Here is a 14,188-nt window from a genome sequence, read left to right as displayed (position 1 = left end):
ACACGCTGGAAATTAGTGCAGCTTATTCAACAAATCGGCATCTATCCGGCATCCGCCGAGATCCGGATAATCGGCCAGGTTTTGTTCGAAATCTCGAAAGGACGGATGTTGAAAAGCCAGGCGGGCAATCTTGCCTTGCACTAACTCAAACTCCAAAGCCCCGCCTTTTTCACGCGGGCTGCCGGGTTTGGTGACAAACAGCATGATGCCGATATTCGCCAAAGGCTGGCCTTGATCTTGAGCCGGACGCGCACAAGTGTAAGTCTCGACATTGAGTCCGCTAAACACACCCGCCAGCTGAGCGGCGTTGATCAGCACGCCTTCGTCAGCAACCGTCGGCACTTGCAGTAGCGCTTCCAAACCAAAGTTGCCCAAATGGTTTTGCAGTAGCACCGTGCCGTTCCCGCCTTTTTCGGTATTTAATAAAGGGTATAGCTGCCGAGCGGCTTCGTCTTTGTTGGGGTTTTGCAAAGCCGACAAAAATTGCCGCGCCGCCGATTGAATTGGGTTGATGACGCCTTCTTTTTTCTGCCGGGAGTTGGTCAGCGCCTCCCAATCCTGCTCGGTGTTAACCGCTAGCTTCATGCTCTTCATGACGGCGTAGTCTTCGCTCGCCAGACAGCCGGCGAAGTCCTTAGCCCGATATTGTTCCAGCAACTTGGGGCGGATTTCGTCGGTCATGGCCCGCTGCGCGGAGATATTAAAGTTTTTCCAATCCGGCGAGGTTTTGCTCAGGAAATAGTACAACACCGCATTGCGATCAAATTTATTGAAGCCCAAATCCTTCATCGCCAGCTTCAAGCGCCGGCATTGGCTTTCCACATCCGGGTAGTTTTGCCAATCCGGTTGCAGATTGGGTTTCGCGGCCGGGTCGACTTGATCGATCAACTGCCGCAAACTGACTTCGCCATTGGCCGTTTGAATCGGTATCCGCCACAACTCATCAAGTGACAAATCATGCGCGTCGGGCGGCAGGTCCCCCGAGGTTTTCAACAGTAATGAGGAGACAATTTCCGGGTAAACCCGCAATTCGCCCAGCAATTTGCTTTCGGAAGACCAGGCACTCAAACCGCCTTCAACCACTTCATAAACACCCAAACGGATTTGATTGAAACTACTGCTGTCGCCGGCAAGCACCACACTGGCAGGCAATGAATGCGTCTCGGAACTGTATTTACCATTACCGGAACCGCCGGCTGCGGGAGTTTTGGCCACCACTTGCGGATTGCTCTCCACCCAGTTGCCGGCCAGCTTGCCCATCACCGCCATACCCGCGCCGACACCGGTGAATGCGAACAAACTGCTGGCGGCATTCACGTCGCTGATTAACTGAGAAAGATTGGCTTCGTGGCTGTTACTGGTCAGAAAGTTGTATTCGATCAGGGTGTCTTTGCTGGAATCGAGCCGTAACCAAGGGGTCAGATAAGATTTTTTGGTTTCCAGCTTGAAATTGCATTTGCCGGTCGTGGCTTGGTACAAAAAGCCGCTGGCTTCGCGCTTCAGTTTTAAGGCATCGTTATGCACACTGAATACTAGCGCCGCGGACAGGTCACCGTTTTCGTAATGACCACCGACATCGCTGCAACCGCCTTTCAGGGCGTTATCACCTTTGAAATCAAAGTCGGAGACCAATTGTACATAGTAGTCGTCACCGCTCACCATGGATTGACCACGTAGCGGCTTAATCGGTAAAGACTCGGTTTTGGGATAATCGACGGCAATTTGCCGGGTTGTGGCGCAACCGGCTAGGAAACCGCTGGTTAGCAATGCAGTAGTCAGGACTGAAAAACAACGTATCGACATTAAATATCCTATGGTGTCGCGAAACCCAGGCAGGCATGTGCCCGATGCAGTATCGTTTAAATGTAGAATCGAGTTCTTAGGCGCCGCTTAATCGTGACGCGATAAAATTTATCCTAAGGCATCTTGATGCCGCGGATAGACGCTATTCAAGCACTAATTCCATGCAAGTTAGCCGGGAATGATAAATTGAAGTGTGTTTTGTGGCTATTGTTTTGTTCGACGCGCCAATAGTGCTTAGAGCGCGTCCTGTTTGAAGCGATGGATTTGCCGGCGTTGTTTTTTGTTGGGTTTATGCTCGCGCTCTGACGGATGCAGCAAGGCTTGCTGCTGCTTGTGTAACTCGATTTGCTTAATTCGCTTATCGATACTGGCTTGGTCTTCGCTGTAAAGCGCCACAGCCTCTTTAGCCGGACGGCGTTGATTATTCAGATCAGTCACCTTAAGCTCCCAAGTGTATTGGTCTTTGGTGACGCTAATCAAATCGCCGACTTTCACTTCCTTGCCCGGCTTGCAGCGCTGGCCGTTGACGTGCACCTTGCCGCCATTGACCGCATCGGAGGCCAGACCGCGCGTTTTGAAAAAACGCGCGGCCCACAGCCACTTATCGATGCGGACTTGATTTAACTCACTCAACGCTTAAACCGCTCTCCGTCCAGGCTTTAAACCCGCCCGCCATGCTAACCGCACCGCTATAACCCAGTTGATTCAAGACCTGAGTAGCCAGTGCCGAACGTCCGCCGGTCTGGCAATAAACCACTATGTCCGCCTGTTGCCGACCTTGAAAATCCGGATGGCTATCGATCTTAAATTCCAGCAAGCCACGAGGAATATTGACAGCCCCCGGCAAATGCCCGGCGGCGTATTCCGCTGGCTCGCGCACATCGAGCAATAAACTGCTCAAGCGCGTTTGCGCAGTCGCCACGTCGATTTCGGTAATCTGTTGTTTGGCGGCAGCTACCAGTTCTTGCGCAGTAAGGCTCATAAAATTCTCCAGTCGTAAACGGAATCAAGCTTCCATGTGTTTTTTCAATTCTTTCGGAATCGAGAAGACTACTTTTTCTTCGATACCTTTGTTTTCACGAACCTGGGTGGTTTCGCCGCCCCACTCTTTGAGTTGATTAATGACTTCCTGCACCAACACTTCAGGCGCGGACGCCCCAGCAGTCACGCCGACTACGTTGATGCCCTCCAGCCACTCTTGTTTCAAATCCTTGTAGGTATCGATCAAAAACGCCTGCTTACCCAGCTGTTCGGCGATTTCCCGCAAGCGGTTGGAGTTGGAGCTATTCGGCGAACCCACCACCAAAATCAGATCCGAAATCTTTGCCAGATCGTGGACCGCGTCTTGGCGGTTTTGGGTGGCGTAGCAAATATCGTCTTTTTTCTGTTCCTTGATGGACGGAAATTGCTCTCGCAAGGCGTCGACCATTATTTTGGTGTCGGTCATAGACAACGTGGTTTGCGTCACATAGGCCAGGTTATCCGGGTTGTTGACCCTCAGGTTTTTCACATCATCCGGGGTTTCAACCAGATAGATATCGCCATGCTCGGTGCACTTATCGTACTGCCCCATAGTGCCTTCAACTTCAGGATGGCCGGCATGGCCAATCAGAATCACTTCCCTATCCTGTTTGGCATGTTTGGCTACTTGCATGTGCACTTTGGTAACCAACGGACAAGTCGCGTCGAATACCGTTAACTTGCGCTCTTCCGCTTCTTTTTGGACCTGCTTGGACACACCGTGGGCACTAAAAATCAGGTAGGACCCCACCGGCACGTCACTGAGTTCTTCGATAAAAATCGCGCCTTTTTCCTTCAAGCCGTCAACTACCGTACGGTTATGCACCACTTCGTGCCGCACATAAATCGGTGCACCGAAGGTATCGATCGCTTGATCGACAATTTCAATAGCCCGGTCTACGCCGGCACAGAATCCACGAGGGTTTGCGAGTACGATTTGCATATTCTTGAGTATTTTACTTGGTTAAGACAAAACGATTTTAATCCAATTTTGTTTCCGAGACGATAATTCCGTCGCTATCGGCGTAAAGATAGTGATCTTTTTTGAAATTGACGCCGGCAAAAGTGATCATCGAATCCCGATGTCCATGTCCGTGCTTACTGCTGCAAAGCGGGTGAGTGTTCAGAGCCACCACACCAATCGGCATTTTGTTGATCGCTTCCGAACCGCGAATACTGCCGTAAACGACGATACCCTGCCAGCCATTTTCGACCGCCAAAGCAGTCAAGGTATCCCCCAACAAAGCGCAACGCTTTGAGCCGCCGCCGTCGATCACCAGCACCCGATCAGTAACCTTTTCTTCCAGCACGGTGCGCACCAAAGTATTGTCTTCGAACACTTTTAAAGTCGTGATTTGCCCACTGAACCGGCTTTTACCGCCGAAATACCGGAACAAAGGCTCGGCAATTTGAAAGTTTTCTTGGGCAGAAAAGCGGTCACATAAAGCGCCGGTAAGAAATGACATACAGCCTCCAAATGCTAGTAATAACGCGCCAGCAGTCCGTACTGGCAATCAGCATCAGGCAGTGGAATTTTCACTTCATAACCGCCCCCAGAGGCTTCCTGCATGGGCTGACCGTATTTATCGACCATATTCTCCACGGTTATATCTCGATTGCCGTGCGGCAGGATCAATTCCAGCTTGTCGCCCAGCGAAAACTTGTTTTTGACGCTAATGTCCGCCCAACCCGTCTCGGCGTCGTAATGGGTAATCTCCCCGCAAAATTGCTGCTGATGGCTTTTGGAATAACCGGACAAGTAATTTTGGTGTTCGTGGGTATGGTGACGCTGATAAAAACCGTCTGTGTAGCCGCGATTCGCCAAGTTATCCAAAATCCCCAACAACTCGGGCTGAAACGGCCGGCCCGCCAATGCGTCGTCTATCGCTTGCCGATAAGTCTGCGCAGTGCGCGCTACGTAAAAATGCGATTTGGTACGGCCTTCGATCTTCAGGCTGTCGATACCGATTTCCACCAAGCGCTGCACGTGCTCTATCGCCCGCAAGTCTTTGGAATTCATGATGTACGTACCGTTTTCGTCTTCCATAACCGGCAACAATTCGCCTGGGCGGCCTTCTTCTTCAAGGAAATAGATATTGTCGGCCAAAGGATGCCGGTCGGCGCCACCGCAACTGGCGGTATTGAGCCCGGCATTCAAATCATTCATCGAAATGACCGCACTATCAGCCAGCAAATAATCGCCTTCCGCATTTTCCACAGCCGGCTTAGTATCGTATTTCCAGCGGCAAGAATTGGTGCAGGTACCTTGATTCGGATCGCGATGATTGAAGTAACCGGACAGCAAGCAGCGACCGGAATAGGCGATGCACAAGGCGCCATGCACGAACACTTCCAGCTCCATATCAGGGCACTGCTGGCGAATCTCGGCGATCTCGTCCAGCGACAACTCGCGTGACAGAATCACCCGCTCCACGCCCATACTCTTCCAAAATCTGACGCTGGCATAATTGACGGTATTGGCTTGCACCGACAAATGAATCGGCATCTCCGGCCATTGTTCCCGCGTCATCATGATCAAGCCAGGATCGGCCATGATCAACGCATCCGGCTGCATCGCAATGATCGGCGCCATGTCTTTCAAGAACGTTTTAATCTTGGCATTATGCGGAATGACATTGGCGGCCAGAAAGAATTTCTTACCCAACTGATGCGCTTCGGCTATGCCTTTGGCTAGGTTGTCGGCCATAAAATCGTTGTTGCGCACACGCAGGCTATAACGCGGCTGCCCGGCATAAACCGCATCAGCGCCAAACGCAAAGGCGTACCGCATATTACGAATGGTGCCGGCGGGGGAGAGAAGTTCGATGTGTTTCATGTCTGTACTAAAAAATGAGCTAACAGGCATTCTAGCAAATTATCAACGGCTCCAGGGTATCGGAAGCATTGACCAAAGAACCGGTAAATCTTGACCGGAACGAACGCGGAATTACTTAACGGGGACAGTCGGTCTATTAAAAAACTGCGGCATCCGGGAAAGAACCTTACGTAAAATAAACATCGGCATTCGCACGGGCAGGTTATTCTTTCGGCAAGCGTAATAAGCTTCTATGTTTCCTTTGATAATGCCGATCAGACTATTATTGGAAATACCGCCGATCCGCATTTTTATCCAGATTTTGGGAATATAAACAGCCTTAACCTTATTCACGGCTAGAAAACGCATAGTCAACTCAAAGTCTGCTTGTCTGGAAAACTGTAAATCGAATCCGCCAAACTGCTCATAGAACCGGCGACGCACAAAAAAAGTGGGATGCGCCGGCATCCAACCTTTTTCGAATAAACCGCTACGATAGTTACAAGAAGTCCAATATCGAACAATTTTTGAAGCATCATACCTATCGACATACAACAAATCTGCGTAGCAGACGTCTACAGTAGGGTCAGAAAAAATGTCGGCGACTTGGGATAATATCGTGTCATCCGCATACACATCGTCGGCGTTCAGTGTACCTATGACATCACCGGACGCCAGAAAAATACCTTTATTCATCGCATCGTAAATACCGTGATCAGGTTCGGAAATAAACTTGGCCAGATGCTGACCGAATTTACACACCATATCGACGGTGCCATCGGTTGAGCCACCATCAATGACGATATGCTCGATGTTATTAAAATTCTGCCTCGATACTGACTGCAAATTATCGTGAATAAACTCAGCCGCATTATAAGATACGGTGACAATTGATATTTTCATTGACTTGAGATAAATACTTAAGAATCTTGAAACAATTAATAGCCGTCTCCACCTTTAGCAAAAAGAAATCATCGGTATGTTAATAAGGTGAACTTTATCAATCTTTAATAAAAACAATTGCTCATAAGCCAGAACACTAATGCCTAATAAATTTGCCTAACCGTACCCAAACAAAAGCGCAACCACGTCTGAAGTCGCCAGTCAACACTCTTCCGATAAAAACCGATATGGCACCGTAAATTATTGCCAATCCTTTTGGCAACTTAAAAATTGGCGCGACAAAACAATGAAAAGTCCAATGCCGAGAAAATCTGGCATTAAATCGTGAATAGGCAATGCTCAAATCTTCAGTTCCCTGCAACCGTAACCTTAACACGTAGTATGGATAATAGCCTATCAGCATATCCGACTCGAGTTTATATTTGGTATCGACGGATAATCCACTATCAATATATTTATCAACAATAGCGCCAAACTTATCAACGAACACGTCGGAAAAGGAGTAGCCGCCGCTATTATTACGCTTATAAGCCACCAAATAGCTGTCTACATATAGATTAACAGGCGCCTTTAAAGCAGCACTGTAAATTAAATCAATGTGTACCAGATTGGTTCCGCAGTAATCGTTAGCATCGACACCTTGCAAATAATCCTTGGATATTATATTCACGGAAATCAACGTCGAAAACTTACCTAACTTGATAATAAACTCGTTTGAGTTTGCAAATTCGTACAACTTCTCGCTACCGCCAGGGTATTCAGCCCTAAAGTCGAAGTCGTAACCATATGCTCGGACTGACACCACACCATAATTTTTACGCGCCAATAAACTTTCCAGATGTTTTAACGAGCCATCTATCAGTAAGTCATCATCGCCAAAAATTAAAACGTATTGCCCAGCCGCCTGATTAAAGCATTGTGCAATATTTAGATCAGGACCTATGTTCTCCGAGTTTCTTATATATCGTATCGGAAGTCCTTTGTTTAAGAACTCGTCGACGCAGTCTTTAGTATTATCGCTGGAACAGTTGTCGGATACTAAAATCTCTGTTGGATACGTTAATTCACCAAGCTGAGATACAATTTGTTCGATATTCTTAACTAAATAATTTGCCCTATTCCAAGTTGGAATGGCAATAGTTAGTAAGGGCCTATTCTCTTTATTCATATTTTTATTATATTATCGCGTGCCACTTTTTACGAAGCATTACCCACATCACCAGCGATGTTGGAAAACCGAACCCAACATTCACTAAAAACAAAACCAGCACAATACCCGCCGAACCCCAACTTGGCGCCAGCCAAACCGAGCCACCAACGGTCAACAACGCTCCCGACAAGGACAACCAAAGAAAGGGCTCCTTACGGTGCGCCCTGAGATAGATAGCTAACAATCCGGAAATATGGGCAAACAAGATTGCACCGATGAGAACAAAAGTTTCCCAAAACGGTAAAAATCTTACGCCATACGCCGTGTAATCGGCCGCATAGCGAATCAAAACAAAAAACACCGCCCCCAGGACAAATACCGCAAGTGAACGTTTAAAACCCTTTTTGAATTCCTTGTCCAGTAAATCCCAATCCTGTTGACCGGCAGCTTTCGCTAATACGGGGATTCGGCTCGTCATCCAAGCTAAACTTAACAAACCCAACATGTTGCAAACGGTCATGGTGACACCCATTTGCCCTGCAACCACAGCATTCTGAGTTTGAAACAATAGCGGAGTATGCATCTGCGTTAAAAAATATCCGCAGAGCCAACTGATTCCCAAACGCCATTGCATCGGCCAAAGCTCTCGCCACCAACCGAAGTCTCCGGAAATTCCAAACAACGCTGATACCCATAGTTTCGGATAGCGAAATAGTGCCCATACCAAAGCAATCAAGGCAGCCGATGCGGGCATCATAGCGACCGCATAAAGACCGCCCCCCTGCATTAGGGTAAACCAAATGGCGATAGCGCCAACAATACCTTGCACCAAGCGCAGCGAATAGACCTCCACAACTTTACCGCTGCCTTCCACTATAGCCAAAACCGGTAATAAGGCCAAACCTACTGCGGTACTGACAACTAGAACCAACCAAGGTTGCTGCCAGGCTAAATCCGACTCCTGGGGCCGATGACTAAAGAAATACAAACCGCCCGGATAAACCAACAAAAACAGCAGTCCTGAAGCACCATACCAATACAACGCTTTTTTAGTCAGAGCCAGATAGCGGCCGACATTTTTACCAACGACCGCCCCGTGCGGCAACCAAGTCAATTCGGCAAATTCATGAGCCGCCTGCTGTACCAGTATGGTGGATAGACCCATATCCAATAACGCCTGCAAGCCGGCGAGGCTGGCAAAGGTGTAGTAGTAGCCCTGTTCAGCAGGCGATAAATACCGTGCAATGCAAAACAGCGTAATCAGGCCAGCACCAGCCTGCCAGCCGCGTTGCGCTAAAACTGCTAACGTTTTCTTATCGACCTGCATATAGTTTTGCCTCGGGTTCCCTGTATCCAATGAATGGATTGGCTAGTTATAAATTCAATTCGGCAAAAAAATCAAAGCCTGGATCGATCAATAGTTAAAGCTCTCTCGGGTAAATTAAAAAGCTTACGATAAAATCGCCGCAAGCCTCCTGCCAAACGGCCGGGCATTAAGCAATAGACCAGCAATACGATTAGGATGCGACCGCGCCAACCATCACCATATGCCAGCATAGACAACAAATAATTGAATTGATTTATACCTTGGGCTTTATAGTTTAAAGCGACTTTAACCAACCATAAGCAGCCGTTCTTACTATTCCTGTCCCTTGTCATATACCGAGTGATTTCCCCAATAAATTTTATACGGAGTTTTCTGTCCGTTAGAAACCTACTGGTTCTGAACCAAGCAGCATACCATTCCAAATCACCGAAATAATATCCTGGGCCGGCATTTGGAGTATGTGTCATTAAGTTATTTTTGGTACTATAAACAAGGAGAGGTGTTTGTTGCACGGCAAGGATGGCTGGTACTAATTGAGGGTAAGCATCGCCAATGTTCATGTAAGAATTTGGCAAATAAGCCGCCAAAATAGAACGCCGAGTTATTGTTGCGGAAATCATGCTAATACTAGCAAAAAACAACGATTCATTTTGAGCCAAATCCAGTGCACTGATAAGTTGACCTCTATGCTTATCCTCTACCAGCCAACCCAAACGAATAATATCGGCATCGCTATTTTTCAGTGCAAAAATTAACTCTAAAATAAATTCTAGATGCCAGTCATCATCATCGCCGATAATCCAGCAATATTTTGAATCAGTTATTTCCACCGCTCGCAAAATATTACCGTTACCGCCAATATTATATTTGTTACGATGATATTGCAGATTAGGCCATTGTTCCTGATATGCAGCCACAACCTCACCTGTCTCATCTGTCGATGCATTATCCAGAACATGCAGACGCATCTCGGTCAGACCGGCATCGAGAAAAGTTTGCAATGTTTCTTTTAAGCACGAGGCCCTATTATAGGTAATCAATACTGGCTCCAGTAGTTGATTATTCCATTGCCCAAAGTTTGTCATGTTTGACTCATCAATTAATTTTCAATGAAGTAAACACATAGCAGGCAAAATCTACCCTTTGCTCGTAACATATTCCAGCACATCCACAACTCGTCTTTGCTGGTCCGAAGTAAGTCCAACCCAAAGCGGCAAACGTATCAATTTTTCTGAGCGCGAATTGGTAACATCAAGTTCGCCGTGAACTCTTCCATATCGTTCCCCAGACCGGCGAAGAATGCAACGGAACATAGTGAAACACTGACGTGATGTCATTACGTTTGAACTCATTCAATACTTGTTGCCGATCAATATCAGAAGCCAATAGCACGTAGTACATATGGGCATTATGTTGACAACTATCAGGGACTATAGGTCGGCGTAGAACACCTTTCGATTCGAGAGGCTCTAATATCTCATGGTAACGCTGCCAGCTTACCAGCCGCTCGTGTGTTATGCGCTCAGAATCTTCAAGCTGAGCCCAGAGAAAAGCAGCGATCAATTCACCAGGCAAAAATGATGAGCCAACTTCTTGCCAGGTATATTTATCAACTTCACCACGGAAAAAACGACTGCGATCAGTACCCTTTTCTCGAACAATTTCGGCACACAATGCTAGGTCAGGATCGTTCACTAATATAGCTCCACCCTCTCCAGATATAACATTCTTGGTTTCATGAAAGCTATATGTCCCAAGATCACCGATGCTTCCTAACATGCTCCCTTTATAACTAGCCATGACACCTTGCGCGGCATCCTCTACAACCTTAAGATCATGGCGCTTAGAAATAGCCATAATTGTGTCCATTTCGCACCCAACCCCAGCGTAATGAACTGGTACAATCGCCTTCGTTCGCGGCGTAATAGCTGATTCGATCAATCGCTCGTCCAGATTCAAGGTATCCTCTCGGATATCCACAAAAACTGGCACGCCACCACGTAACACAAAGGCATTGGCCGTTGAAACAAAGGTATAAGACGGCATAATGATCTCGTCACCAGGCTGAATATCCAATAGTAATGCAGCCATCTCCAGCGCAGCCGTGCATGAGTGAGTTAATAAAGCTTTACTACAATGGGTACGCTCCTCTATCCAGCCATGACATCTCTTGGTAAAAGGCCCATCACCAGCCAAGCTTCCATTGAAATGAGCTTCGGCTATATAGTACAACTCCTTGCCTGTCATATAAGGCCAATTAAAAGGAATAGTATTTTGCATATTTTTCATACTTTAAATCTTCGTAGCAACTATAAGTCGGGATCCACCTAAGGGATAATTCATTCCAAACTTTATCCCTGCAAGCTCAATCCTTAACAAGCTAGCGAATAATATATTCAACCAAGGATCAATTTTAAGCTCAGATGTGGGATCAAATTTCTCGTCCTTATTCTTTTTAAAAAACCTAGAAAATATCATCGCAGGCAAAATCAAAGACACAAAAGACGTACTTCTGACGATTCTAAACCCCGCCATCTCTACCTTTTTATAAATCTCTATAGCAGAATAACGACGTTCATGAAGTGCATATTCGTCAGCAACGCTCCATAACCACGCATGCTGAGGCACAGTGAGCAATAGCACTCCTTTGGACTTCAATGCCTTACGAATCTGACTAAGAACAAGCTCATCTTCTTTGATGTGTTCGAGTACATCGAAAGCTCCAATAGCGTCAAATTCATCCATAAAGGGAATTTGCCGAGCATCCATTTGCATGAGATTAGCTGAAGGAACTCGCTTCGCAGCAAATCCCAGCCCTTCGACGAAAATTTCGCTTCCATTAACTGCTACATCTGGAAAAGAATTTTGAATTGCGCTCAACACAAAACCAGTACCACAACCTATTTCAAGAAAATCTCTTAGGCTTGGAGAGTATTTTTTCAAAGCCCACAAAATTATTTTATTTCTCGATTGGAACCAGAAATTAGATGATTCAAGACAAGCTAACTCCGAAAAATAACTTGCCTTAAAGCCTCCGCCACCACGAGCATAATCAGGCGCGTAAGAATCAAAACCGTCTATATTGCAGGGGCTAAATCCACAACATAAACAGTTAGAGTTTTTAGTATCATATTGCGAGTTACAAGCTAAGCAATGTCTCATACCTTACCCGCATTAACACTTCCAGAAGCCGTAAAAACGAAAAACTTGAATGTTAAAAAAAGGAACAAAGCCACGATAAAAATCGCCGCCGCTTGAACTAACTCATGCGGGTATCCAAGCTTATCAACCATTACGATAAGTATCCCAAGGTTAATAAAATATCCTACGCAATGTACAATTGCGTAACGGACTCCAGCTCCAAGCAAACTTCCCGAGTGCGCGAATGTCAGTTTACGGTTGCCAATAAAGCCAATAACAGCCCCGACAGCATATAGACAAGTCATGGTTACTTTAGGAGCCCCTCCAAAATAAGTAATCAGTAAATAAACCATATAACCCACCGAGTTACTGAAAACTCCAACAACTCCGTAGCGAAATAATTGTTTTACTGAACTTCGACTTCTCTTTTGTGGCAAAGACATATTACCCATAAGTTAAAACAGCCAATCCAAACCCTGTCTTGCCAAAGCCATTGCCGTTATAGAGCATGTATCGATGGCCTTTGTGCTCAAAAACAAATGGATACTCAATCATTTCAGAATCCCATCCATAAATAGAAACATCAATGCCCGCGTCTGCCAAGGATAACTCCCACTGCTTTCCATCATTACTATAAGAATATCCAATTCGGTATTTACCTCCAATATCGCTTCGATAAGAGAACCACATCTTAAATCCGTTTTCTAAATCACCTATAACTGTGGGCCTAGAAAAGGCTTGCGCTCTTCCAATTTCGTAAGGTATTGCTAACCCTTTACGATTCCATTTGTGTCCGTCATGAGAAGAAGCGTATTTGATCGGAGCTAACATTTCTCCATTGCCAATATCCCAAGTTGTAACTGAGCTATACCACATGCTATAACCGTCCTCATCCTTTTGGACCCAAGGATAAGAAAGACTTATGGGATCAACATCATCAGATCCCATAAGAGGAATATCAGAGTCTAACTCTAAACTCCAATCCGGCTTTAAAATCAATCTACCAATATCGCCCCGCCAATGCCCCTGTTTAGGCGTCTGCCATCCCATAAAAAGCATATAGGTTATCCCATTAACCTCATAGCAATTACCGATGCTAACGCCGTCAGCATAAAAACAACCCTCAGGTCCATGTACAAAAAAGGGTTCACTATGCTCACAAACAAGTTCGCGTGTTAGGATATCGATATCAACTGCACCAACCGAAGATCGATTATTCGCATCTCTGCCGCTAAAAAAAATACGGTATACATCATCTTTCAGTAACACGGGCAGAGGATTTGAAGCATGGGTCATGAGTTTGGGATGAAGTCCGTTGCTAGGGGTACTGTAGAGCAGTCCTAGCTTTTGCCATTTGCTATTCATATTCCCCTTAATCTGGTACTTGGAATTTTTGATCGATCTGTTGCCATTCCCATGTAAACACCTTCGGGTTCAGCATTCACGAGCAACAATGCTCCAGCTCCAATAACGCATTTTTCTCCAATTTTAATGTGATCTCTGATAGTCGCGTTAACACCAACGAAACATTGCTCCCCAATTTCGACCCCTCCAGAAATAACGACATGGGAGGCGATGAAACAATGATCTTTAATAGTAGAGTGATGACCGATGTGATTGCCGCTCCAAAGTGTTACGTTATTACCAATCGTAACGTAAGGCTGAATTGTGTTATCTTCAAAAATAAAACAGTTATCGCCAATTCGCCCCTCGTTTAAAATTGTAGCCCTGCTACTAACATAACTTGCTAACTGGTATCCTTTTGCTTTGGCCGACGAATACTTTTCCTTACGAACTGCATTTAGTTTCGAGTAACTAAGTGCGATAAAACATTCATACTCTTCTGGGCTATACTGCAGAATAATATCTTCAAATGCCACGACTGGAAGACCGCAAAAAAATGAGTCCGTTATATATGCCCTGTCAACCGTAAAAGCCACGACTTCATAATCTGAGTCATTACTGAAATAAAAATAGGCAAGCTGTGCTATTTCACCGCAACCGAAAATTACAAGCCGATTCTTCATAA

At 46.0% G+C, this 14,188-nt stretch carries 15 protein-coding genes; all 15 read right to left on the bottom strand.

What is annotated here, in order from left to right; translation table 11 throughout:
- Positions 1–12: 12 nt before the first annotated feature.
- Positions 13–1,803: a hypothetical protein gene (locus ACH5Y9_RS04445; protein WP_445368675.1), complete on the bottom strand. Its 1,791-nt coding sequence runs from the start codon at positions 1,801–1,803 to the stop codon at positions 13–15.
- 234 nt (positions 1,804–2,037) lie between these two features.
- Entirely contained in the window at positions 2,038–2,436 is a 399-nt protein-coding gene (locus tag ACH5Y9_RS04440) for an RNA-binding S4 domain-containing protein (protein WP_445368674.1), read from the bottom strand.
- On the bottom strand, positions 2,429–2,785 hold the full coding sequence (locus ACH5Y9_RS04435) for a rhodanese-like domain-containing protein (protein ID WP_313734021.1): 357 nt from the start codon (positions 2,783–2,785) through the stop codon (positions 2,429–2,431). The genes ACH5Y9_RS04440 and ACH5Y9_RS04435 overlap by 8 nt, the downstream gene beginning before the upstream one ends.
- A gap of 24 nt (positions 2,786–2,809) precedes the next feature.
- The gene (ispH, locus tag ACH5Y9_RS04430; protein WP_033155221.1) at positions 2,810–3,766 is read right to left on the bottom strand and encodes a 4-hydroxy-3-methylbut-2-enyl diphosphate reductase; all 957 of its coding nucleotides are present in this window, start codon (positions 3,764–3,766) and stop codon (positions 2,810–2,812) included.
- Positions 3,767–3,803: 37 nt separating this feature from the next.
- Positions 3,804–4,289: a ribonuclease E activity regulator RraA gene (gene rraA / locus ACH5Y9_RS04425; RefSeq protein ID WP_445368673.1), complete on the bottom strand. Its 486-nt coding sequence runs from the start codon at positions 4,287–4,289 to the stop codon at positions 3,804–3,806.
- Between the two features lie 14 nt (positions 4,290–4,303).
- Entirely contained in the window at positions 4,304–5,659 is a 1,356-nt protein-coding gene (gene trhP, locus ACH5Y9_RS04420) for a prephenate-dependent tRNA uridine(34) hydroxylase TrhP (RefSeq protein WP_445368672.1), read from the bottom strand.
- A 111-nt stretch (positions 5,660–5,770) separates the two neighbouring features.
- On the bottom strand, positions 5,771–6,541 hold the full coding sequence (locus ACH5Y9_RS04415) for a glycosyltransferase family 2 protein (RefSeq protein ID WP_445368671.1): 771 nt from the start codon (positions 6,539–6,541) through the stop codon (positions 5,771–5,773).
- A 136-nt stretch (positions 6,542–6,677) separates the two neighbouring features.
- On the bottom strand, positions 6,678–7,709 hold the full coding sequence (locus tag ACH5Y9_RS04410) for a glycosyltransferase family 2 protein (RefSeq protein ID WP_445368670.1): 1,032 nt from the start codon (positions 7,707–7,709) through the stop codon (positions 6,678–6,680).
- A 7-nt stretch (positions 7,710–7,716) separates the two neighbouring features.
- Positions 7,717–9,018 (bottom strand): lipopolysaccharide biosynthesis protein, encoded by a 1,302-nt coding sequence (locus ACH5Y9_RS04405; RefSeq protein ID WP_445368669.1) that lies wholly within the window; start codon positions 9,016–9,018, stop codon positions 7,717–7,719.
- Positions 9,019–9,089: 71 nt separating this feature from the next.
- Positions 9,090–10,103: a glycosyltransferase family 2 protein gene (locus tag ACH5Y9_RS04400; protein ID WP_445368668.1), complete on the bottom strand. Its 1,014-nt coding sequence runs from the start codon at positions 10,101–10,103 to the stop codon at positions 9,090–9,092.
- Positions 10,104–10,269: 166 nt separating this feature from the next.
- On the bottom strand, positions 10,270–11,307 hold the full coding sequence (gene rffA, locus ACH5Y9_RS04395) for a dTDP-4-amino-4,6-dideoxygalactose transaminase (RefSeq protein WP_445368667.1): 1,038 nt from the start codon (positions 11,305–11,307) through the stop codon (positions 10,270–10,272).
- 3 nt (positions 11,308–11,310) lie between these two features.
- Entirely contained in the window at positions 11,311–12,180 is an 870-nt protein-coding gene (locus ACH5Y9_RS04390) for a class I SAM-dependent methyltransferase (protein WP_445368666.1), read from the bottom strand.
- Positions 12,177–12,602: a GtrA family protein gene (locus ACH5Y9_RS04385; protein ID WP_445368665.1), complete on the bottom strand. Its 426-nt coding sequence runs from the start codon at positions 12,600–12,602 to the stop codon at positions 12,177–12,179. Before ACH5Y9_RS04385 ends, ACH5Y9_RS04390 begins: the two co-directional genes overlap by 4 nt.
- A gap of 1 nt (position 12,603) precedes the next feature.
- On the bottom strand, positions 12,604–13,524 hold the full coding sequence (locus ACH5Y9_RS04380; protein ID WP_445368664.1) for a hypothetical protein: 921 nt from the start codon (positions 13,522–13,524) through the stop codon (positions 12,604–12,606).
- Positions 13,521–14,186: an acetyltransferase gene (locus ACH5Y9_RS04375; RefSeq protein WP_033155229.1), complete on the bottom strand. Its 666-nt coding sequence runs from the start codon at positions 14,184–14,186 to the stop codon at positions 13,521–13,523. Before ACH5Y9_RS04375 ends, ACH5Y9_RS04380 begins: the two co-directional genes overlap by 4 nt.
- Positions 14,187–14,188: the final 2 nt, after the last annotated feature.

This window comes from Methylomonas sp. BW4-1 (genome assembly GCF_052474385.1).
This window is presented reverse-complemented; position numbering and strand designations above follow the sequence as displayed.